17 protein-coding genes and 1 pseudogene are annotated in these 23,251 nt (G+C 61.4%); 8 read left to right on the top strand and 10 right to left on the bottom strand.

Annotation, left to right across the window (positions count from 1 at the left end; genetic code table 11):
- Positions 1–10: 10 nt before the first annotated feature.
- The 7 genes from BM364_RS11540 to BM364_RS11570 all read right to left on the bottom strand — a co-directional run bounded on the left by BM364_RS11540 (position 11) and on the right by BM364_RS11570 (position 8,422).
- Positions 11–2,449: an EAL domain-containing protein gene (locus BM364_RS11540; protein ID WP_092424716.1), complete on the bottom strand. Its 2,439-nt coding sequence runs from the start codon at positions 2,447–2,449 to the stop codon at positions 11–13.
- Positions 2,450–2,554: 105 nt separating this feature from the next.
- Positions 2,555–3,334: an ABC transporter ATP-binding protein gene (locus tag BM364_RS11545; RefSeq protein WP_092424718.1), complete on the bottom strand. Its 780-nt coding sequence runs from the start codon at positions 3,332–3,334 to the stop codon at positions 2,555–2,557.
- Entirely contained in the window at positions 3,331–4,332 is a 1,002-nt protein-coding gene (locus BM364_RS11550) for a putative F420-0 ABC transporter permease subunit (RefSeq protein WP_210186429.1), read from the bottom strand. Before BM364_RS11550 ends, BM364_RS11545 begins: the two co-directional genes overlap by 4 nt.
- 138 nt (positions 4,333–4,470) lie before the next feature.
- On the bottom strand, positions 4,471–5,406 hold the full coding sequence (locus tag BM364_RS11555; RefSeq protein WP_092424720.1) for a putative F420-0 ABC transporter substrate-binding protein: 936 nt from the start codon (positions 5,404–5,406) through the stop codon (positions 4,471–4,473).
- Between the two features lie 4 nt (positions 5,407–5,410).
- A complete protein-coding gene (gene cofE / locus BM364_RS11560; RefSeq protein WP_092425329.1) occupies positions 5,411–6,238 on the bottom strand; it encodes a coenzyme F420-0:L-glutamate ligase in 828 nt (275 codons plus the stop codon).
- An 11-nt stretch (positions 6,239–6,249) separates the two neighbouring features.
- A complete protein-coding gene (gene fgd / locus BM364_RS11565; protein WP_092424722.1) occupies positions 6,250–7,248 on the bottom strand; it encodes a glucose-6-phosphate dehydrogenase (coenzyme-F420) in 999 nt (332 codons plus the stop codon).
- 172 nt (positions 7,249–7,420) lie between these two features.
- Positions 7,421–8,422, bottom strand: coding sequence for a TIGR03842 family LLM class F420-dependent oxidoreductase (locus BM364_RS11570; RefSeq protein WP_092424724.1), 1,002 nt, complete (start codon positions 8,420–8,422; stop codon positions 7,421–7,423).
- 156 nt (positions 8,423–8,578) lie between these two features.
- Between BM364_RS11570 and ku the strand changes: the two genes are divergently transcribed.
- The 5 genes from ku to BM364_RS11595 all read left to right on the top strand — a co-directional run bounded on the left by ku (position 8,579) and on the right by BM364_RS11595 (position 15,778).
- A complete protein-coding gene (gene ku, locus BM364_RS11575; RefSeq protein WP_092425331.1) occupies positions 8,579–9,472 on the top strand; it encodes a non-homologous end joining protein Ku in 894 nt (297 codons plus the stop codon).
- Positions 9,473–9,557: 85 nt separating this feature from the next.
- On the top strand, positions 9,558–12,113 hold the full coding sequence (ligD, locus tag BM364_RS11580; RefSeq protein WP_092424726.1) for a DNA ligase D: 2,556 nt from the start codon (positions 9,558–9,560) through the stop codon (positions 12,111–12,113).
- A 96-nt stretch (positions 12,114–12,209) separates the two neighbouring features.
- Complete coding sequence (locus tag BM364_RS11585) at positions 12,210–13,076, top strand: helix-turn-helix domain-containing protein (RefSeq protein WP_139232576.1); 867 nt, start codon at positions 12,210–12,212, stop codon at positions 13,074–13,076.
- A gap of 131 nt (positions 13,077–13,207) precedes the next feature.
- The gene (locus BM364_RS11590) at positions 13,208–15,316 is read left to right on the top strand and encodes a TonB-dependent siderophore receptor (RefSeq protein WP_092424730.1); all 2,109 of its coding nucleotides are present in this window, start codon (positions 13,208–13,210) and stop codon (positions 15,314–15,316) included.
- 198 nt (positions 15,317–15,514) lie between these two features.
- Entirely contained in the window at positions 15,515–15,778 is a 264-nt protein-coding gene (locus tag BM364_RS11595; protein ID WP_092425333.1) for a spike base protein, RCAP_Rcc01079 family, read from the top strand.
- A gap of 114 nt (positions 15,779–15,892) precedes the next feature.
- Here the strand turns inward: BM364_RS11595 and BM364_RS11600 are convergent, their stop codons facing one another.
- Positions 15,893–18,682: a bifunctional aconitate hydratase 2/2-methylisocitrate dehydratase gene (locus BM364_RS11600; protein ID WP_092424732.1), complete on the bottom strand. Its 2,790-nt coding sequence runs from the start codon at positions 18,680–18,682 to the stop codon at positions 15,893–15,895.
- 265 nt (positions 18,683–18,947) lie between these two features.
- Between BM364_RS11600 and BM364_RS11605 the strand changes: the two genes are divergently transcribed.
- A complete protein-coding gene (locus BM364_RS11605) occupies positions 18,948–19,841 on the top strand; it encodes an SDR family oxidoreductase (RefSeq protein ID WP_092424734.1) in 894 nt (297 codons plus the stop codon).
- Between the two features lie 4 nt (positions 19,842–19,845).
- On the opposite strand, the gene BM364_RS11610 is transcribed toward BM364_RS11605, so the two are convergent.
- Positions 19,846–20,532, bottom strand: a complete 687-nt coding sequence (locus tag BM364_RS11610) for a DUF421 domain-containing protein (RefSeq protein ID WP_175528579.1) — start codon at positions 20,530–20,532, stop codon at positions 19,846–19,848.
- Positions 20,533–20,770: 238 nt separating this feature from the next.
- Here BM364_RS11610 and BM364_RS11615 point away from each other — a divergent pair, with 238 nt between their 5' ends.
- Both BM364_RS11615 and BM364_RS11620 read left to right on the top strand, forming a co-directional pair.
- A complete protein-coding gene (locus tag BM364_RS11615; protein WP_092424738.1) occupies positions 20,771–21,667 on the top strand; it encodes a hypothetical protein in 897 nt (298 codons plus the stop codon).
- Positions 21,668–21,875: 208 nt separating this feature from the next.
- The gene (locus tag BM364_RS11620) at positions 21,876–23,180 is read left to right on the top strand and encodes a UDP-glucose dehydrogenase family protein (RefSeq protein ID WP_092424740.1); all 1,305 of its coding nucleotides are present in this window, start codon (positions 21,876–21,878) and stop codon (positions 23,178–23,180) included.
- Here the strand turns inward: BM364_RS11620 and BM364_RS18920 are convergent.
- A pseudogene (locus BM364_RS18920) lies at positions 23,161–23,229 on the bottom strand (hypothetical protein); the annotation flags it as partial. The gene BM364_RS11620 and the pseudogene BM364_RS18920 overlap by 20 nt on opposite strands.
- Positions 23,230–23,251: the final 22 nt, after the last annotated feature.

Raw genomic sequence — 23,251 nt, forward strand, 5'->3', positions numbered from 1 at the left:
ATGCTTGCCTTTAGGCAAACATGAGCATGTCTGCTTCCGGCCAGTTCATGCGGCCGGGTCGCCCGAGGAGGAAGCCTTGTGCTTCGGTGCAGCCTTCCACCCGCAGCACATCAAGCTGCTCCTGCGTTTCGACGCCTTCGGCCAGAACCGGTACCGAAAGGCTGCGGCCCAGCGCAAGAATAGCGCGCACGATGGCCTTGGACTGTTCGGAGGTCTCGACCTCGGCCATGAAAGAGCGATCGAGCTTGATCTTGTCGAAGGGGAAGCTGCGAAGCGTTTCAAGGGAAGAATAGCCGGTTCCGAAATCGTCGATGGCAATGGACACGCCCATGTCGCGGATCTGGCGCAAGGTAGCCAATGCCCGCTTCTTGTCCGCGATGATCGCAGTTTCGGTAACTTCCAGCTCCAGCCGCTCTGGGGCGAGCCCCGACTGGAACAGAACCATCTTGACGAGATCGACAAGTTCCACCTGCGACAATTGCAGACCTGACACGTTGACAGCGATCTTGTGCGGTTCGGGCCAGCTGGCCGCCTCGATACAGGCGGTCTTCAGCACCCAGGCGCCAATGGCGCCGATTGCCCCGCACTCTTCGGCAATAGGAATGAAATCGGCGGGCGAGACCCTGCCATGACCGGGCCGATCCCAGCGCAGGAGAACTTCGTAACCCGTGACGGCACCGCTCGCGACATTCTTCTGCACCTGATAGGCGAGCTCGAACGACCCCTGCTCCACCGCTTCCCACAGGTCATGAGCCATGGAGCGGCGCTCGCGGGCATGGTCATCCATCTCGCTTTCGAAGTAGCAGATGCGGGTTTCGAACTCGGCCTTGGCTCGATAAAGCGCCATATCGGCATTGCTGAGCAGCTTCGACCGGTCCACGCCATCCTGCGGATAGATCGACACGCCGATGCTCGCTCCTGTTGTCACCAGCACGCCCTGGAAAGACACGGCGCCGAACAGCACGTTTTCGAGCCGTTGCAGGAAGTCGTGCATGCTTTCAAAGGCATCGAAGCGCTTGAGTGCTGCGAATTCGTCTCCCCCGAGCCGCGCCACCGTTTCGCCGGGCTTCAACACCTTGGCGATCCGCTCGGCAAGCACGTGCAAGACGTGGTCTCCGGTGGCATGACCATACGAATCGTTGATGTCCTTGAAGCGGTCGAGATCGATGGCGACGACACCGAGTTTGCCGCCGGCGATTTCGGCGTCGATGAGGTTCTTGTCGAAAATCTCGTCGAACCGCGCGCGGTTGGGCAGGCCGGTCAGATTGTCATGCTGCGCCATATGGGCAATGGCAGCCTCGCTGCGCTTGGTGGCCGAAATATCTTCCACCAGAGTTACCCAGCGCCCATCGCCGACAGGATTGTGCTGGACGCGCAGATAGGTGCGCCCGTCAAAGCTATGCACGGCCTGTCCGCCGCGCGCCGACATATGGGTATGCTGGGCAACAAGATCCCGGACGATTCCAGCGCGCTTGTCGCCGTCGAGCCTGACCTGATCAAGCGCTGCAACGCAAACCTCCTCCAGCGTTTTACCTTCAAGGTGGCCTTCGGGATTGCGCAGCAGCAGCTCGGCAAGGCGCTGATTGTGCAGGATAAGCTTGCCTTCGGCAGAGAATAGCCCGAGCCCCTGCCCCATATGGGTCAGCGCCAGTTCCAGTCGTTGGCTTACCGAGGCGATCCGGGCTGCGTCGGCCTGCTGGCGTCGCCTTTCGTTTGCTGTCCGGCGGCGATCGGCTTCGTCGAGCACGATGCTGACCAGCGCTGCGGCAAGGATGAAAAGCGTGATCATCGCCACAAAGACCGACATCAGCCCGCCATCGACCTCGACGCCTTGACCGCTCAAGGGCAAGCAGTTGCTGAAGTCGGCAGCGCCCATGGCGGTGAAATGCATGGCGCAGATGGCCAGTGTCAGAAGTCCGGCGCCGCCGAAAAGGCGCTTCGGTCCTTCGCCCATGGCAACCGGCACGGCTACGCCGCCGATGACGATGCCGGCAAGGACCGAAAGGCTGACGAGTTCGCCGTTCCAGACCAGCTGCCCCTCGAGCAGCAGCGCGGCGATGCCCACATAGTGCATGGAGGAAATTCCGACACCGAGAAGGGCCCCCCCCAAAACACGGTCGCCCCGCCCCGCGCCCCGGATAGCCATGGCGATCCCCGCGCCACAAACGCCAATGGCGATCAGCAGCGAAAGCGCCGTCATCACGAGATCGTATTGCAAGGCAAAGCCGGGCCGGAAGGCAAGCATGGCGACAAAGTGGGTCGACCATATGCCCAAGCCCACGGACAGCGCCGACACGCCCGTCCAAATCCACCGCATCCGCCCAACCATGCGCATGGCATGGCGCAACAGGCTCACACAGGCATAGGCCGACAATAAACAGACCGCAGCAGCGAGCGCCACGAACCACAGGTCATGGTCTCTAAAAAAGAAATCGATGATGGGGGACAAGATAGAACATCCGGATAAATACGGATGCGACGCTAGGCTCGGCTCCTTTCGAAGATGCTAAGGCCCACTCACGACTGGGCATATGCTGAATCCCACGTAAAGGTTTCAGATCGCGGTGTCGAAGGCGATCAGGGAACCGCTTTGGCCTCTCACGATGCTCGCACGAACGCCGTAGACGGAGGCAATGAGATCCTGAGTCAAAATGGCTTCCGGTGTCCCTTCGGCCACCACTTGGCCGCCCCCCATCACCACCAGCCAGTCGCATCGCGACAGCGCCAGATTGAGATCGTGCAACACCACGAGCACAGTCATGCCGCTAGCCGCTTCTGCGCGCAGCAGATCGAGTGCTTGTAACTGCCCGCGGATATCGAGGTGGCTTGTCGGTTCGTCGAGCAGCAAAAGCCTGGGCTCCTGCGCCAAGGCTCGTGCCAATTGCACGCGCTGCTGTTCCCCACCGGACAGGCTCGCATAGGGCCTTCGCGAAAACGTCGTCATGCCCACCCGCTCGAGCGCTGCCGCAACGATGCGATCATCCTGCTCATCAGGTTCGGGCGACCATAGGCGCGCATGGGGAATGCGCCCCAGAGCCACCACATCCGCCACGCTCACCCGCTCGTCTGTGCTGGCGGACTGCTCAAGATAGGCGGCAAGGCGGGCGCGCTCGCGCCTGCCCAGCGCGACGAGGTCCCTGCCCCCGAAGCTGATCGTTCCGGTTTCGGGCCGGTGGAGGCCCATGATGGCCGAAACGAGAGTCGATTTGCCCGCCCCGTTTGGACCGACGAGACCCGTGACGCGCCCCGCCGGCGCTGCAAAACCCACATCGCGCACGACAGGCACGCCCCCGCGGCGAATGGTGATCCCGCAAGCAACAAGTCCCTCGCTCATGTCACCCGCCGATAGCGCAGGAGAACGAGAAGAAAACCGGGCGCACCCACAAGGGCGGTCACGATGCCCACCGGCAATTCGCGCGGATCAAACAGCGTCCGCGCCATCGTATCTGCCCAAAGCATGAATATTGCCCCGACCAGCATCGCCACCGGCAGGAGACGCCGGTGCTGCGGCCCGAGCGCAAACCGCACCACGTGGGGTACCACGAGACCAACAAAGCCGATAGCGCCGCCAACTGCCACCATGATCCCGGTCAGCAGCGCCGAAGCCGCCAGCATGGTCCAGCGCAGTCGCGCGACATCGACGCCCAGGCTTGTCGCTGCAGCCTCACCAAAGGCAAAGGCATCAAGCGATCGGGCCATGACCAGTATGACGGGTGCGCAAAGGACGAGACTTCCGACCACAAGGCCAGCATCAGCCCAATTCGCCCCACTCAACGTGCCCAGCAACCAACTCAGAATTTCGCGATATGAGTCGCCCGTTGCCGACCAGAAGATAACGAAGGAAGTCGCGGCAGAAGCCAGCGCCGAGATGGAGATACCAGCAAGGATTGCCCGGACCGGTGTTGTCCCGCCCAGCACATGGGCAATCAGCAGCGCCAGCGCCAGGGCGCCAAGAGAACCAAAAAATGCACCAACTGGCACAAGAAGCGCATGTCCCATCACCACCAGCGTCACAGCGCCCAACGCCGCCCCGGAAGACAGGCCGAGGAGATAGGGATCGGCAAGGGGGTTCCGCGTCAGCGCCTGCATCACCGCCCCCGCCAACGCCAGCCCTGCCCCCACCCCCGTCGCGGCAAGTACGCGCGGCAGACGCAAGTCCCAGACGATAGCGTCACGCAACCGCGACAAGGGGCTTTCGGGAACGATGCCAAGGTGATGGAGGATAGAGGTCCAGACTTCGCCGGGGGTGATATCCGCCGGCCCCAAAGTGACGGCAAGAACACCACTGGCGATAAGAAGAAGCCAGAGGGCAAGCATGGCAACTCTGGTCATCTTGCTTGCAACCCCCAACTCAATCTCCTCTCAAGAGGAGGAGGAGTTCTTCCGTAGCTCCGTGAATGCGCGGTATACACCTGATCCTCGCCTCAAGAGGGGAGGCCAAGTGGGGGCCCTCAGACCCCGAACCCATGCTCAAAAACTCAGCTCTGCCAACTGCCCCGCCAGATCCACCACCGCCGGCACATTGCGCACTCCTGCCTCCGAGGCGGGAAACGGAACAACGAGATATCGCCCATTGATTACCGCATCGAGCTTGGAGGTGATCGGGTTTTCCGCCAGGAGCTGCTTCTTGGCTTCTGCGGAATTCCAGGCAGAACCGACAAGGACGATCACATCGGGATTGGCATCGACGATCGCTTCCCAGCTCGCCTGCGTCCACCCCTCATCGACGCTTGCGAAAATGTTCTCAAGCCCCAGCGCCTCCATGATCATCGCAGGCGCATTGCTTCCGGCGCCGACATAGGGGGTCTTGGTGCCCGAGGAATACCACAGGGCGCTCAGCCCCCGCACGTCGGCCGCAACGCTATCGAGAAGAGCCTTCTGCTCCCCGATCACGTCCGCAGCCCTTCCTTCGACATCGAAGATCGCGCCCATTTCGGCGATCTCCTCAAAAAGCTGGTCAAAGCTGAGTTTGACTGGCTTCACCGACCGGCACGCGGCCGGGGCAACATAGGCAACGACGCCCAACTGGTCCAGCATGGGCCGCTCTCCGGCTCCTTCGCCGCTGAAATTGCTTTCCCAGCCACCATAGATAAAGTCGGGCTCGGTCTCGAGCACCACTTCCTGCGATGGGAGTTTGTCCGAAAGCACTGCTATATCTGCCGCTTCAGTGCTGACCTCCTGAGGCAGGGGACCATCGAGAAACGCCATGCCCACCATGCGGTCGGCAAGACCCAGCGTCAGCAGCAGTTCTGCTGCGCTCGACTTGATGGCAACGGCGCGCTGGGGCGGGGCTTCGACCCGCAGCGACATGCCGCAATTGTCGAGCACCAAAGGATAGTCGGTCGCCGCGGCAGGCGTTGCCGAAAGCCCGGTTGCGATGGCGAAAACAAGCCATGGGTGTCGCATGGGTTCAGTCCTGCTTCTGCGCCTTAGCGCGCTTCCTCGATTGCGCTCTTGCCTTCATTTCCGCCATCGCGGCCTCGTAGCCCAGGCGATAGGCCTCGGCCGAGCCGAAGCGGAACATGTCGTCGTCGCCAGTGCGCACCAGGGTGCGCGCGCCCGGCGCATCGATCCCGGTGACCAGCCGCCCCACCCCACGCACCACCGCCACGGGGATACCCGAAGTCTTGCCCTTGACCAGATCAGCCGCCCCCGCGATTTCGTCTGCCACCACGGCCATGGTCACATGCAACGGGCGGCCGTTGGCGTCATTGGCCCCACGCAGGTCGTCGGTCAGCTGCAGGCCCGCGGCCCCAATGGCGAGATCGGTCTGTCCCACCCGCCAGGGCCGCCCCACCGTATCGGTGACGACGACACCCAGATCGATGCCGAAGCGCCTCCGCAATCCCAAGCACAGCGCGCGGGCCGATCGATCCGGGTCTTCGGGCAGCTTGAGCGCGAACCCCTCTGGCACGTTGGACATGTCGAGCCCAGCGGCCGCCATGATCATTCCCTGCCTGGTCTCGACGATCCGCGTCACCCCGCCCGGATGCACCCGTTCGGCGACGACCCGCACGGTATCGTCGGCGATCGCCTTCTCCCGATCTGCCGCCGGCACCTGCCGGCCCTCGGCCTTCGAAACAATCTTGCTGGTGACAACGAGGATGTCACCGTCGGCCAACGCATGCTCCGGCCCCATCCCGACGATTGCGGAACCGATCGAGCCAACAAGATCGTCACCCGCCGCAATCTCGGGAATGCCGGTCACGCCCCACACGCTGATCGCTGGTACCGACATCATTGTCTCCCTTAGACGAGCGCCCTGAGCCGCGGCAGGATTTCCCTGGCGTAAAGGCTCAAGAACCGGCTCTGGTCCGTCCCCGGCGCATGAAAAACCAGATGGTCGAACCCATAATCGATATAGGTCTTGATCTGAGCCACATGCTCGTCCGGATCGCTCGACACGATCCAGCGTTTTGCGACACGCTCAATGGGCAGTTGATCGGCCAGTTTCTCCATCTCTTCGGCATCCTGCACCGAGTGCTTCTCCTCAGCCGACAACGACAGCGCCGCCCAGTTGCGCGTATCGTTGAGCGCCCGCTCGGCATCGGTATCAAACGATACCTTCACCTCGATCATCCGCTCGAAGGGCTTATCGGCACGCGCCGAGTCCTGCCGCCCCACCGCTACGTTGGGCAGCAATTCATCGACATAGAGCGACGCGCCCTTGCCCGAGGTGCATATGAACCCGTCGCCCTCACGCCCGGCAAATTTGGCGTTGAGCGGTCCACCCGCCGCGATATAGATCGGCACCATTTCTTCGGGCCGATCGTAGATCGTGGCGTTGACAGTCTTGTAATACTGCCCCTCGAAGCTGACCCGATCCTCGCTCCAAAGCTGGCGAATGAGCTTGATCGCCTCGCGCAGGCGGGCCGAACGTTCCTTCAATTCAGGCCATTCGATCCCGGTCGCGGGCACTTCATTGAGGCCCTCCCCCGTCCCGACGCCGAGGATGACCCGCCCTGGGAACATCGCCCCCAGAGTGCCGAAGGCGTGCGCCACGACCGAAGGATGCAGCCGAAAAGTCGGCGTCAGCACCGAAGTGCCGAGCACGATCCGCTCCGTCCGCGCCAAAACCGCCGCCATCCACGCCGGCGCAAACGGCGCGTGGCCATCGGTATGCTTCCAGGGCTGGAAGTGATCGCTGACAAAAACCGAGTCGAACCCGCCCTCTTCCGCCTCCATGGCGAACTGCATCAAGGTGCTGGGCGAAAACTGTTCGGCCGAAGCCTTGTATCCAAAGCGCATATTCTTGGTCTCCTCTCGGGAGTTTTGTAGGGTACATCACCCCCACCTAACCTCCCCCTCCAGAAGGGGGAGGAACCGATCGAGCGTGCTGCGATGCTAGTGCACCACCGGCAGATCCCTCCCCCTTCTGGAGGGGGAGGTCAGGTGGGGGTGCGACAAGCGCCGGACTCTCCTAACGAAACGCCGGGATCACATGCCGCCCATAACCGGCAATGATCTCTTCCTCGTCGCCGCTATCGAGATAGATGTTGAACTGAGTCACCCCCGCCGCCTCGAGTTCGCGCACCTTGGCAATGTGGTCTTCTGGCTCCCCGAGCACGCAGAAGCTCTCCACCACATCGTCGGTGATGAAATCGAGGAACGGGTTATCGGCCTGCCCGTGTTTGGAATAATCATAGCCCCGGCGCTTCTCAATATAGCTCGTTAAGCTCGCGGGCACCTTGCCGCTCTCGGTGCCGTATTTTTCGACGATGTCGGCGACATGATTGCCCACCATTGCTGGAAACCACTTCACCCGTTCGATCGCGCGCTTCCGGTCCCCGAAATAGGCTGGAGCCGCCGCCATCGAGCGATAGTTGGACATGTCCTTGCCCGCTGCGGTACCGGCCTCGATGCACTGGTCGGTGAACCATTTGCATAGGCCCGGATCGGCGATCTGCAACACGACGCCTTCCGCGCTCTCGCCTGCGGTCTTCAGGGCCAGCGGACCATAGGCGGCGATCCAGCTGGGCATTTCGTGTCCCACAGCCCAGGGAAACTTCACGGGGGCCGGGATCTCGCCATAGGACACTTCTTCGCCCCGCACCATGGCCTTGGTCTTGTCGATGAATTCGGCTACGCGCTTTAGCGTCGCCGGCTTCTTGCCCATGACGCGCATGGAACTGTCCCCGCGCCCGACCGCCAGGTCGAACCGTCCGCCGCTTTGCTTGGAGAGCGACCCGAAGATCGAGGCCGCCACCGACCAGTCGCGCACGTCGGGATTGGTGACGAGCGGCCCGAACCGCATTGTGGTGGTGTGCTCCATGCACATGGCGATCGCTGCATAGCAATCCCGCCAGAGAATGTGTGAATCGTAGAACCAGCAATAGTCGAAGCCGGCATATTCGGCCGCACGAACCAGATATCGCGCCCGTTCGGCCTCGATGAAGCCCTTGAAGGTAATGCCGAATTCCATAATCCCCGTCCCCACGTTCCCCTCGGCCAAGAAATTTGACCAGACGATCAAATTTTGACCGCGCCGCCGCGATTGTCAACTGGGCTTGATGCGGCCGGAACGCGGGGCCTGCATCGACGTTGAGTCGAGCAAAATCAACATGTCAGGATGCGTTCCATGCCTGCCTCCCGTCCCATCTGGAAAGGCCAGATCCGCCTCTCCTTGGTCTCGATCCCCGTCGAATTGTTCAGTGCCGCCCGCACGGGCGCCAAGCCCAGCTTCCGCCAGATCCACGAGCCCACCGGCAAGCCTATTCACTACGAAAAGGTGGTGGCTGGCGTCGGTCCCGTCGACAAGGAGGAAATCATCAAGGGGTTCGAATACGAGAAGGGCGACTATGTGCTCCTGACCGACGATGAGATCGACGCGGTTCGGCTCGACACCCGCAAGACGCTGGAACTCACTCAATTCGTCGGCGCCTGCGAAATCGATCCCATCTATTACGACAAGTCCTATTTCGTCGTGCCGACCGATGAACTGGCCGAAGACGCTTTTCGTGTTCTGCGCGATGCCCTACGCAAAACCCAGAAAGTGGGCCTCGGTCAGTTGGCGATGCGCGGCAAGGAATATCTGGCAGCCATCAAGCCCACCGGTACGGGTCTGATGCTCGAAACGCTGCACTACGAGGACGAAATCCGCAAGGCGGACCCGTTTTTTGCGCAGATATCTGCCAAAAAAGCCGAGGCAGACCTGCTCGAAGTGGCTGAAGCCTTGATCGAGAAAAAGACGGCCGCGTTCGACGCGAGTGCCTTCAAGGATCACTATCAGGCTGCGCTTCACGATCTCATCCAGCGCAAGATGAAGAACAAGGGCCGCAAGATCACCGCCGACGATGACACTGACGCCAAGCGACCCTCCGGCGCCAATGTCGTCGACCTCATGTCGGCGCTCAAGGAAAGCCTCGAAGGTGGCAGCAAGCCGACTGCGCGGCGCAAACCTGCGGCCAAAAAGGCTCCGGCAAAGCCCGCAGCAAAAAAGCCGGCGACGACGAGCCGCAAGAAGGCGAGCTAGCCATGGCTGGCCCGATCCGCTTTCAGCTCCGGCGCGAATACCGGTTTGCCGGGCAATATGCACTTGAGCCCGTGGGGGACTGCTCATGAAATCCACCCCCGACGATCTCCTGAGGGACTACAAGGCCAAGCGCAACTTCGCCAAAACGCAGGAGCCCTCTGGCGATACGCCCCGGGCGCAGAGGGATAAGCGAGGCAGCTTCGTCATTCAAAAGCACGATGCGACCCGGCTTCATTATGACTTCCGGATCGAGCTCGACGGGGTTCTCAAGAGCTGGGCCGTGACCAAGGGCCCCTCCAACAACCCCGCCGACAAGCGGCTTGCCGTTCGTGTCGAGGATCATCCGCTCGAATATGGAGGTTTCGAGGGCACCATTCCCGAAGGCGAATATGGCGGCGGCACCGTCATGCTGTGGGATCAGGGCACCTGGGAGCCAATTGGCGATCCGCATGAGGGTCTTGAGAGTGGCGATCTCAAGATGCGCATCTATGGCGAGCGCCTCAAGGGCGAATATGTGCTCGTCCATATGAAGGGCCGCGACACCAAGCGCCGCTCCGGTCCTCCGCGCGAAAACTGGCTGCTCATCAAGCACCGCGATTCCTATGCGCGCGACAAGGACACGCTGACCACCCGCTTCACACGATCGGTAGCGTCTGGCCGCGACTTCAAGCAGATCGCGAGCGGGGCAGCGCCGAGCAAGAAGACCACGCTTGAGCCTGATGCCGTCTGGCACTCGGATGCGGAAAAGGCGGAAGAGGCTGATCAAAAGACGCGGACGCCGTCCAAAGTCAAAGCCGGCAAGACCCCAGACTTCCGTCCTCTGCAATTGGCAACGCTGGTCGACACGGTGCCTTCGGGTGCCGATTGGCTCTTTGAAATGAAATATGACGGCTATCGCTGTCTCGCCTCGATCGCCGGCGACAGCGTGCGCCTTTTCACCCGCAGCGGGCTCGACTGGACCGATAAGTTCGGCGCGCTCGTCGAGCCGCTGCAAAAACTCAAGATCGGCTCTGCCCTGATCGATGGGGAAATCTGTGCCTTCGACAGCAAGGGCCGCACCGATTTCTCGACCCTCAAGAATGTTCTGTCCAATGGCGGACGGCTTGAATATTTCGCCTTCGATCTGATTGAAGCCGATGGCGAGGATCTAACCAGGCTCCCCCTTCTCGAGCGCAAGGCGCGGCTCGAAAAGCTGCTTGCCAAATCCGGGCGGCAGGATCCCGTGCAATATTCCTCCCATGTGCGCGGCCACGGGCAGAAGGTCCTTGATGCCCTTTGCCGGGATGGCCACGAGGGGGTTATCGCGAAGCAAGCCAATGCGCCTTACCGCGGCGAGCGCACCCGCTCCTGGCTCAAGATCAAATGCCTGAAACGCCAGGAATTCGTCATCGGCGGCTGGTCTCCGTCCACCAAGCGGCGCGGCTTTGCCTCTCTGCTTCTCGGCACCTGGGAAAACGGCAAGCTTCTTTATCGCGGACGCGTCGGCACCGGTTTCAGCCAGGACATGCTGCAGGAGCTGGATCAAAAGCTTGCCAGGCTTGAGCAGAAAACCAGACCCTTCGAAGCGGTACCGCGTGATCGCGCCCGCGGCGTTCACTGGGTCAAGCCCGAGCTCGTCGCCGAGATTGCCTATACAGAGCTGACCGAGGACGAGGTGCTGCGGCACCCAAGTTTCATCGGCCTGCGCGGCGACAAGCCGGCCAAGGAGGTCGGAATGGAAAAGCCTGCTGCCCCCGTCGCCATCGAGCACGACGGCGAAGACATTGCCGAACGGCTTGGCGTTCGTCTCACCTCCCCCAGCCGCGTCGTCTTTCCGGGCCAGGGCATCACCAAAGCCGATCTCGTCGCCTATTACGAAGCGGTCGCCGAGGTCATGCTCCCCCACATCAAGGACCGTCCCCTTAGCCTTGTGCGCTGTCCACAGGGGCGGGCCAAGGCGTGCTTTTTCCAAAAGCACGATACCGGCGGCTTTCCCGAACAGCTCAAGTCCACGACCATCACCGAGAAGGATGGCTCGAAGGAAGACTACTTCTACCTCGATGATCTTGCCGGCATCATCGCCGGAACGCAGATGAACACGCTCGAATGGCACATCTGGGGATCGCGGCGGGAGAGCGTGGAAAAGCCTGACCGCCTGGTTTTCGACATCGATCCCGATGAAGGGCTCGACTTCGGTTCGGTCATCAAGGCTGCCGAGGATATCGGCGAGCGGCTCAGAGCCCTCAAGCTCAAGTCCTACCCCATGGTTTCCGGCGGCAAGGGCGTACACGTCATCGTTCCCATTCGTCCCGAAGTCGAGTGGCCCGACGCCAAGGCCTTCTGCAAGGATTTTGCGCAATGCCTGGCCGAAGACGAACCCGGCCGCTTCACCGCCAATCTCTCGAAAGCCAAACGCAAGGGCCGTCTCTTTATCGACTATCTGCGCAACGAGCGCGGCTCCACCGCCATCTCCCCCTGGTCCGCCCGCTCCCGCCAAGGCGCTCCCGTCGCCGTCCCCATCGCCTGGGACGAACTCTCAGACCTTCCCGCCGCCAACACCTTCTCCCTCCAATCCGCCGCCGCCCGCGCCAAAAACGAGAACCCGTGGCCGGATTATTTCAAGACAAGGCAGAGTCTGAAGGGGAAGTCGGTGTCCCGCTGAACCCACGAGAGAACATGATATCGACACTCATGTTCACCTGTGGCATCCTGGCCTTTCGGCACGTCTTCCTGCCGATCAGCGAGTTGGCAGGGCTACGTGTTCCACCCCAATATGCAGTCGATTGTCGAGGGCTTCGCGCCCAGTGGTGGGCCGAAATGGCGGAGCTGGAACGGCATGCTGGCCGATGTCTGGGCGGTCACCGGGGCAGCGGGCGCGAGCGGGGAATATGTTTCGCCCCATGCCCGCCTGTTCTGTGTGCTTGAGGAGGACCAGCCCGGCTCCATCGTGCTTGCCGATGGCAGGAAAACGGCGAGCGCATCTTCGGGGCGGCTGAGCTATGTTCCGCCCGGGATGCGAACCTGGTCCCGCGCCGCGGGAGAGACAAGGCTCAGGCATCTCGATCTTCATGTCGATCTGCGCCATTTCGCTCAGCGCCTTGGCCTTTCGCCGCGCGACGAACGACTGCTCCGCCCACGGCTCATGTTTGCCAATGCGCGCATCGAAGCACTGGCCGGGCTTCTGGCCGAAGACTGCATATCAGGCGCGCGGCACGATCGTTATGGCGAGAGCCTTGCCATGGCGCTGCTTGTCGAGCTGTTCGAGATCCCGCTACCGGCTGAGGAGGCACGCGGGGGGCTGTCTCAAAGACGCTTGCGCCTCGCGACCGATTATCTCGCCGACAATTGCCTGGTCACCGTGCGCCTGGACGATGTTGCTGCCCTGACCGGTCTTTCGCCGTCCTATTTTGCCTCGGCTTTCAAGGCCTCGACGGGGCTGACGCCACACCAATGGCAGATGCAGCAGCGCATCGCCCGGGTCAAGGAGCGGCTCTCGGCCGGCAGGTCGAGCATCAGCGACATCGCCTCGGCCTGCGGCTTTGCCGATCAGGCGCACCTCACGCGGGTTTTCAAACGCCATAGCGGTTTGACGCCGGCGGCCTGGCTGCGCTCTTTTGAACTTTGAACGACCGCTGAATCGTTCAAAGCGCCATCAACATGGACAATCCGGCACAGCAAAGGTGATTTATACATTCACCTTAATTCGAACAGAGCTGCGACCAAACCTTGGCCGCAGAACCCGCAAGGACTGAACCCATGCGTCTTCGCGCAAAGCCGGTTTTCACCCATCTGCTTCTTCTTTCCACCGCGCTTGCCGCAGGCCCGGTCTTGGCTCAAGGCACGACACAGCTCGATGCGCTGGTTGTCGATGGCGGCGGCACGCCAGGCGGCTATGCCCAGGTGCAGACAAGCGCCGGCTCCAAGCTCTCCGTGGCGGTCACCAAGATCCCTCAGTCCGTCTCCGTCGTCACCCGCGACCAGCTCGACCAATATCCCAACGCCAGCGCGGCTCAGGTCTTGCGCAACACGGCAGGCGTCAGCACGGAAACCTACGGCACCGATGCGGATACCGACTGGTTCTATATCCGCGGCTTCCAGGCTGAACAGACCGGCGTCTTCATGGATGGATTGCCGCTCTATCAAACCGGCTTTGGCACCTTCCTTGTCGATCCATTCCTGCTGGAGCAGGTCGAGGTGCTCAAGGGCCCGGCCTCGGTGCTCTATGGTGGCGCCAGCGTCGGTGGCATCGTTAATTTCACCGGCAAGCGCCCACGCGATGAACGCTTCCTGCGCACCGAAACGGGCATCAACAATTTCGGCAATGCCTATATCGGCGTAGATGGCGGCGATGTGCTGGCCGATGGGGATCTCGCCTATCGCGTCACCGGCAAGCTGTCCGGGGGTGGCTGGGAAACCGACAAGGCGCGTGACCTGCGTGGCGTCATTCAGGGCAGTGCAACCTGGTCGCCCAGCGAGCAGACCGAACTGACCGTCTACGGCTCCTACCAGAATGTGGGTCTGGTTCACACCAGTTCAGGCTTCCTGCCCTATGTCGGCACAGCCATTGACGCCCCTGGCGGCGTTCGGATTCCGCGCGATCTTTATTATGGCGAAGAGGGTTTCGACCGTTACGATCGCCAGCAGGTCATGCTTGGATATGAACTCGAACACGACATCAATGGCGATTGGTCTGTCCGGCAGAATGCCCGCTATGCCGGGGTCAACCTGATCGAGGATTATATTTATTCCGGTGGGGTCCTGACGGGCTCGGAGCTGAACCGTTTCGCTTTCGGCCACGAGACTCAGGTCGGCACGGTAAGCATCGACACCCAGCTTGAAGGGCATTTCACCACCGGAGCCCTCGACCACGCCTTGCTCCTCGGTTTCGACTACAAGCATTACGGCATCGACGAGCGCCAGGGGTTTGCTGCCGTTGACGGGCTCGATGTGCTCAATCCCGTCTATGGCGCTGCCATTCCGCCGCTCTTTTACTACCGCGACGACGTCATCACGATGAACCAGGCGGGCTTTTACGTGCAGGATCAGATCGCATTCGACAGTCTTATCCTGACATTGAACGGCCGCTACGACCATGTCTGGACTGCCATAGACAACCGCATGACGCCCGCAAACTCTGCCAGCCGGGAAGAAGGCAATTTCTCAGGCCGCGTCGGTCTCGCCTATGAGTTCGACAATGGCATCACGCCCTATGTCAGCTATGCCACTTCGTTCAATCCTTCGCTCAACACCGATGCTGCCGGCAATCTCTTCCGCAGCGAGACGGGTGAGCAGTGGGAAGCTGGCATCAAGTATGATCCTGCCTTCTTTGATGGTCTGATCACTGCTTCGATCTTCAACATCAATCGCAACAATGTCGTTGGTCCTGATCCGTCCAATCCGCTGGTGCAGGCAGCGGTTGGCCAGGTCAATGTGCGTGGCGCTGAACTGGAAGCGCTCGCCAATGTCAGCGATTTCACCCTGCGTGGCGCGCTGACCTATCTTGAGGCGGAGGTTCTGCAGTCCGCCGGCGCGACACCGGCCGGCAATTCCCCGGTACAGGTTCCGACCCTGACGGCTTCGCTCGGCATCGACTATACTTTCGCCGATGGTGCTTTCGAGGGCCTCACGATCGGAGCGGGCATGCGCTATCTCGGCGAGTCCTGGGCAGATCCGGCCAATACGGCCAAAGTGCCTGATGCTGCCCTGTTTGATGCAAGCCTGCGCTATGAAAAGGACGATTGGGGCGTTGCCCTCAATATCAACAACATCTTTGACACGTCCTATGTGTCTAGCTGCCAGTCGCTCACCTCTTGCGGCTATGGCGCGGGCCGTACAGCGACGGTCAGCCTTCACAAGAGCTGGTAACACCCTGAAGGCTGCTGCTGCTCACAAGTTGAGTGTTTCCATGTTCCCCCGCGCCAACGGCGCGGGGTTCAAAACGGAGCTGGCTCGCCAGTCCGCCCCCAGCCGCAGGCATTCCACACCGGGAGGCTGTTGCCGCTTATCCCCGCGCCCTCGCCCACCCCTATCTTTCTCTCCATTGCCAAAACAATGGAGACAATCATGTCAGATCGTTTCGAAGGCTCGGTTGCCGGGCTCAGTTCGCCTGCAAGTCACGCTTTTGCCGTTACGCCCAGCGATGGGGTAGATCTGCCTGAGTTGACCCGGGCGGTTTATGTCGGGGGAAGCGGGAGCCTCGTTGCCACGCTATCTTCGGGCAGTACGGCGACATTTTCGGGGCTGATCGGGGGCACGATACTGCCCATGCGCATCCGCCGCATACACGCTTCGGGCACGACAGCTACGGCGCTGGTCGGCCTCGTTTAAAGGCGCGCTGTCTGCCCTGTGCGGTGGGTTTCCCGAATGCGAAAACGGGAGTGCTCGTGGTGAGCACTTCCGATGTCAGCGCAGGAAGGTCAAGCGGGGGAATTCCCCCGCCGCCTAGTAGTGAACCGACTTGGAATCCATCGGGTTCGACGAAGTCGAGGGCGCGAACTTGGTCAGGTCGATGCCCTCAACTGCAGACTTGTATTCGTCCGCGCTCGGCGTGCGGCCGAGAATTGCGGAGAGCACGACGACCGGGGTCGAGGCGAGGAGCGACTCGCCCTTCTTTTCAGCGGAATCTTCCACAACGCGGCCCTGGAACAGGCGGGTCGAGGTGGCCAGAACCGTGTCACCCTTTTCAGCCTTTTCCTGGTTGCCCATGCAGAGGTTGCAGCCGGGACGCTCGAGATAGAGGATGTTCTCGTATTCGGTGCGATTGGCCGTCTTGGGGTTCAGGTCGTCGAATTCGAAGCCGGAATAGCGCTGCAGGATTTCCCAGTCGCCCTCTTCCTTGAGTTCGTCGATGATGTTGTAGGTTGGTGCGGCAACGACGAGCGGCGCCTTGAACTCGACCTTGCCCGTGTCCTTCTCGAGGTTCTTGAGCATCTGGGCGACGATCTTCATGTCGCCCTTGTGCACCATGCACGAGCCGACAAAGCCGAGGTCCACCTTCTTGGTGCCGCCATAATAGGATACCGGGCGGATGGTGTCGTGGGTGTAGCGGCGCGACACGTCCGAATTGTTGACGTCGGGGTCGGCAATCATCGGCTCGTCGATGAGGTCGAGATCGACGACGACTTCGGCGAAGTACTTGGCATTAGCGTCGGGCTTGAGCGCAGGCTTTTCGCCCGAGCGGATTTCGGCGATGCGGCGATCGGCCTTGGCGATCAGGCCCTTCAGGGTCTCAGCCGCATTGTCCATGCCCTTGTCGATCATGATCTGCATGCGCGACTTGGCGATTTCGAGCGACTCGATCAGCGTCTCGTCTTCCGAGATACAGATCGAGGCCTTGGCCTTCATCTCGGCCGTCCAGTCGGTGAAGGTGAAGGCTTGGTCGGCGAGGAGCGTGCCGATATGCACTTCGATGATACGGCCTTGGAAGACGTTGTCGCCATGCTGGGCGAGCATCTGTGCCTGGGTTGCATGCACCACGTCGCGGAAGTCCATATGCGGCTGCATCTGGCCCTTGAAGGTCACCTTGACCGACTGCGGGATCGGCATGGTGGCTTCGCCCGTCGCAAGAGCCAGAGCCACGGTACCACTATCTGCGCCAAAGGCTACGCCCTTGGACATACGCGTATGGCTGTCACCACCGATGATGATGTCCCAATCGTCCACGGTGATATCGTTGAGCACCTTGTGGATCACGTCGGTCATGGCGTGGTAGCCGCCCTGCGGGTCGCGCGCCGTGATGACGCCGAAATTGTTCATGAAAGCCATGAGCTTGGGGATATTGGCCTGAGCCTTCTTGTCCCACACGGAAGCAGTGTGACAGCCCGACTGATAGGCGCCATCGACGAGCGGCGAGATCACCGTCGCCGCCATGGCTTCGAGTTCCTGGGCAGTCATCAGACCCGTCGTGTCCTGCGAGCCAACGATGTTGACCTTGACGCGAACGTCGGAGCCGGCATGCAGCACCTTGCCCGGCGTCACGCCCACCGCGTTGCGATTGAAGATTTTTTCGACCGCCGTCAGCCCCTGGCCTTCAACCGTAGTTTCCTTGTTCGGCGCAAAAACCTGCGGCGCCTCGACACCCAGCGTCTCGGCCGCAAAGGTCTGCAGCTTCTTGCCGAAGACCACAGCATAAGACGAGCCGGCCTTCATGAACTCCACCTTTTGCGGGGTGAAGGCCGAAGCGATATCGACCAGCTCATTACCGGCTTCGTCGCGCAGCGTCTTGGTCTTGGTGTCGATGGTGAGCACGGTACCGGTCTCGACCGAATACTTCTGCTCGAGGATCGGGTTGCCTTCGTTGTTGAGGATCGGCTTGCCGTCCTCGCCGAGCTTTTTCACCCAGTTCTTGAGGTTGAGGCCGATGCCACCGGTCACATCGACCGTGGTCGCAAAGATCGGGGAAATGCCGTTGGTTCCGGCGACGATCGGCGCCACGTTGACGAAGGGCACATAGGGGCTGGCCGGCTTGCCGGTCCAGAGCGCCACGTTGTTGACGCCCGACATGCGCGAGGAGCCGACGCCCATCGTGCCCTTTTCGGCAATCATCATCACGCGCTTGTCCGGGTGCTGGGCTTGCAGCGCCACGATCTCGGCCTGTCCGGCCGGCGAGATCATGCACTTGCCGTGCAGCTCGCGGTCGGCGCGCGAATGTGCCTGGTTGCCGGGCGAAAGGAGGTCGGTCGAGATATCGCCTTCGGCGGCGATATAGGTGACAACCTTGATCTCGTCCGACACGTCGGGAAGCTTGGTGAAGAATTCAGCCTTGCTGTAGCTCTCGAGCACGTCCTTGGCGACGGCGTTGCCGGCCTTATAGGCATCGCGCAGGCGGAACATATCGGCGTCGTAAAGGAAGACCTGAGTCTTGAGCACTTCGCCGGCTTCACGCGCGTTGCTGGAGGAGCCGAGCGCGACGTCGAGCAGCACGTCGATCGAGGGGCCGCCCTTCATGTGCGAGAGCAGCTCGAGCGCATAGGCCGGGGTGATTTCAGGAACGATGGTTTCGCCCAGCACGATCTCCTTGAGGAAAGCGGCCTTGACCCCTGCGGCGCTCGTCGTGCCGGGAAGCGTGTTGTAGATAAAGAATTTCAAGGCATCGGAGCGCTGCGGATTGGCGGCATCGCGGATGATCGCGATGATCTCGGCAGTCAATCCACCCGCATCGATCGGCTTAGGAGCGAGCCCCTGCTCTTTTCTGCTTTCGATTTCGGCGAGGTAATCGGAGTAGAGGGTCATCGCTTGTCTCAACGTGATGCGGTCCATGGGGCCAGATTAGAGCGCCACCGACCATGCTTGTTCTTGGGCCTGGGTCTTGGACGTTTCGAGTACGTCAGCAAGGGTCGGCTAGCAAGCTATCCTATCGGCACAAAAGGCGGACCCTATGTTTGGGCAAGGGCAGGTCCGGAAAAAGCAATGCAGTGCTTGATAGGCCGGGCCCGTCCTGCCGCTCGGAACACTCGTTGCCCGGCATGCGTTGGCGAAGCGAACTTGGAGATATGCCATGACCGATAGATTCACCCGCCAGGACCCACGACACCAATATCCCGCCCCGCCGTTTCCCCAGCAGCCGCAGGAGCCGCCTGGCCTTGTGCAGAAGATGACTCCCGCGCCCGACCACGGCGAGGAGAGCTATTCCGGGTTCGGCCGTCTGCTTGGCCGCAAGGCCCTTATTACCGGAGGCGATTCCGGCATCGGCCGCGCCGCCGCCATCGCCTTTGCCCGCGAAGGCGCTGACGTTGCGATCAACTATCTTCCCTCCGAGGAGAGCGACGCCGAAGAGGTTCTGAACTATGTCACGAAGGCCGGGACCCAGGGTTTCGGCCTGCCCGGCGATATCTCGGAGGAAGAGGTGTGCCGCAAGCTGATCGCCGATGCGGTCGAAAAGCTCGGCGGGCTTGATATCCTCGTCATCAATGCTGCCCGCCAGCAGGCGCGGGAAACTGTCGCTGATGTGTCGAGCGACGATTTCGACCGCACCATGAAGACCAATCTCTACGCGCTCCACTGGCTTGCCCAGGCCGCTGTGCCGCATTTGCCGCCGGGCGCATCGATCATCACGACGACCTCGATCCAGGCCTATGAACCGTCGGCGCATCTGCTCGATTATGCGACCACCAAGGCCGGCATCGCTGCGTACACCAAGGCCCTTGCCACCCAGCTCATCGAAAAGGGCATTCGTGTCAACGGCGTAGCGCCGGGGCCGTTCTGGACCGTGCTGCAGCCGAGCGGCGGCCAGTTCCAGGAAAAGGTCGAAACCTTTGGTCAAGACAGCGCATTCGGCCGCCCCGGCCAGCCTGTCGAACTCGCACCGATCTATGTGCTTCTGGCCTCTCAGGAGGGGAGCTACATTACCGGCGAGATTTTTGGCGTCACCGGCGGCAAGGGGATCGCTTGAGCCATTACTTTCCCGTGCGGAGCGGCTGCGTCCAGTGGTCGTGCCCGCATCGGGAACAGTGATCTTCACTGGCATCGTCCGACAGATGCCCGCAGCGCCGGCACACCAATGTGCCGGCGTCGTCTTTTCGGCGAAGGCTCACGGGAGCTTCGACCTCCCACGGTGGCATCACGGGAAGACCCGGGCGATCATTGGGCTCGCGACGGAAAACCGTCAGCACACCGTCGCTTTCCATATAGGCGTGCTCGACCTCCCCGACATGGCGTACGCCCTTTTCCCGCAGTTTCTGAAACAGCTCGGCCGTGCTGAAACTGTCGCGCTCAATAAATGTCCGGCAGATCACGCCATCGCGGATCGCCTCCTGCGGCTTGCCGTCGAAAATGATCTGCATGGTTCGCGTGCGCGCCATGATTACATCGATACCCTTGTTGGCCAGCACCACGAGGGTGATCACCAATATCGCGTGGAGCAGCGGCACGTCGGGATAGAACATCGCATCGCCCACTGCCGAGCCGAGCGCAATGACGAGGAGAAATTCAACGGTCGAGAGCTGACCAATCGCCCTGCCCCCGAGCCAGCGCAGCAGCGCTAGCGTATAGGCATAGATGATGAAGGTCCTGATGACGATTTCGAGGAGAAAAATGGGGGGCTCGTCGCCGATCAACATTGCCTGCCAATCGATCCCGGACATCGAACCACCTCGCACTGATACCATCGAATGCAGGATTGAACGGTCTCGTCATGGGGCAGTTCCAGCGGGCACATTGCGGCTGAAAAGCGGCGGAACGATTCACAGCGTCAGGCAGTTGAGGAGACACAACTAAACTGCCGGAGGGCTTTATCATGAATTCGATCATTTACCTCGTTGGCCTCGTGGTCATCGTCATTGCCATCCTGTCCTTTATCGGCCTTGCTTGAAGGAGGCCCCAATGAGCATGGTCCAACCGACCGAAGTAGCGGTCGTTGACGCATCGTCCGCCCGCGAGGGATCAAGCTATGTGGATTGGTCGGCCATCATTGCCGGCGTTATATTTGCAAGCGCCATCTCGCTTTTGTTTATCGCTTTCGGCTCCGCCGTCGGCCTCAACTTCGTTGACTTCAACTCGCGCGAAGGTGCCCCTGGCATCCTGATCGGCGTTGCAGCTGCCAGCTGGTTTCTTTGGGTCCAGGTGTCGAGCCTGATGGCCGGCGGCTATCTGACCGGTCGCCTGCGCCGTCGTCATTTTGACGCCACCGAAGACGAGAGCGACATGCGTGATGGTGCGCACGGTCTCATTGTGTGGGCTGGTGCCACGGTTCTGGGCGCGGTCATCGCTCTTGGCGGCATCGGTGCCGCGGCAAGCACGGCAGGTGCAGCCCTGTCGACTGCTACCACGGCCGCATCCAATGTTGCTGAAGGCGCTGCCGACAGCATGGATCCGAACGCCTATTTCACCGACATGCTGTTCCGCACCAATCAGCCTGCGACTGCGGACAGCGATGCGAGCCGCGCGGAAGCGGGCCGGATCTTTGCTCAGGCGGCCCTTGGTGACGGCACCGTTCCAGAAGCCGATCGCACCTACCTTGCTTCGGTCGTTGCGGCCAATACCGGCCTCACCCCCGAGGAATCGGCCTCCCGCGTCGATCAGGTGATCGTTGCTGTAGAAGATGCCCGTCAGCAGGCTCTTGAGGCTGCCCGCATCGCTCGCAACACAGCCATCATCGCCGCCTTCCTGATCGCTGCCACCACTCTTGTTTCTGCCATCGGCGCCTTCTGGGCCGCGCAGAAGGGCGGTAACCACCGCGACAAGAACACCGTCATGACCGACGTCTTCCGTCGTTTCTAAGCACAGAGAAAGGAGAACCAAATGTTCAAGGGACTTGCACTCTGGCTGCTTGGCGTGCCGATCTGGCTGATCATCATCATCTTCCTCGTCACCTGACGATATCAACGGGGCCCTCGCGGCCCCGTTTTCTTTTGCCTGCCGCAGTAAAACCGGCTTTGGCTTTGTCACACCGCCGGTCTATTGAAGGCCAGCGGAGCGGGGCAAAATCATGCGCATCACAATGGTCGGCAGCGGATATGTGGGGCTGGTGAGCGGCGCTTGCCTTGCCGATTTCGGACACACGGTGACTTGCGTCGATAGCGATAGCGGAAAGATCGAAGCGCTCAACGCGGGCGCGATCCCGATCTACGAGCCGGGCCTTGACCAGCTCGTTGCCGATAACGCCCGCGCCGGTCGCCTCACCTTCACGACCCGCCTCCCCGCCGCCGTTGCTGCAGCCGATGTGGTGTTCATTGCCGTTGGCACCCCCTCGCGGCGCGGCGACGGGCATGCCGACCTGACCTTCGTTCATGCTGCCGCCCAGGAGATCGCCCGCCATATCGAGGGCTTCACCGTCGTTGCAATCAAATCCACCGTTCCCGTCGGCACGGGCGATAGCGTCGAGCAGATCATGCGCGAGGCCAATCCATCTGCCGATGCCGTCGTGGTTTCCAATCCCGAGTTCTTGCGCGAGGGCGCAGCCATCGAGGATTTCAAGCGCCCCGACCGCATTGTCGTGGGGCTCGAGGACGAGCGCGCCCGCGATGTCATGACCGAGGTCTATCGCCCGCTCTATCTCAACCACTCCCCCCTGATGTTCACCGGCCGCCGCACCGCCGAACTCATCAAATATGCCGGCAACAGCTTTCTGGCCATGAAGATCACCTTCATCAACGAGATGGCCGACCTGTGCGAGCGTACCGGCGCCAATGTGCAGGATGTTGCCCGCGGCATCGGGCTCGACAATCGTATCGGTGCCAAATTCCTCAATGCCGGGCCGGGCTATGGCGGCTCCTGTTTCCCCAAGGATACATTGGCGCTAGCGAGAATCGGCCATGATCACGGCGCGCCGCAGCGCCTTGTCGAAACCACCCTATCCGTCAACGAGAACCGCAAGCGCGCTATGGCCGAAAAGATCATCGCAGCCATGGGCGGCGCTGTTGGCGGCAAGACCATTGGCATTCTCGGCCTCACCTTCAAGCCCAACACCGATGACATGCGCGAGGCTCCTTCCCTCGTCATCATCGAAGCTCTCCAAGCCGCGGGCGCCCGGATCAGGGCCTTCGATCCTGCGGGCATGGACATGGCCCGCCAGCAGGTCGAGGGCATCACCTATGCCGAAGACGCCTACGATGTTGCCAGAGGGAGCGATGCCGTTGCCCTCGTCACCGAGTGGAACGAATTCCGTGGCCTGGATCTCGCCCTTCTTCGAAGCCTTATGGCCGGCAATACCTTGATCGACCTGCGCAATGTCTATCGCCGCAAGGAGGCTGAAGCCGCGGGCCTTCGCTATTTCAGCATCGGTCGCCCTTGACGCATGCAGCAACGGAAAGTTCAAATTTTATCGTTAGTGGCAGGCCGGCCCTAACGCGACGGTGGCAACGT

Origin of the sequence: Devosia crocina, assembly GCF_900116545.1 — a bacterium.
In the GTDB taxonomy this organism is placed as follows: Bacteria; Pseudomonadota; Alphaproteobacteria; order Rhizobiales; family Devosiaceae; genus Devosia; species Devosia crocina.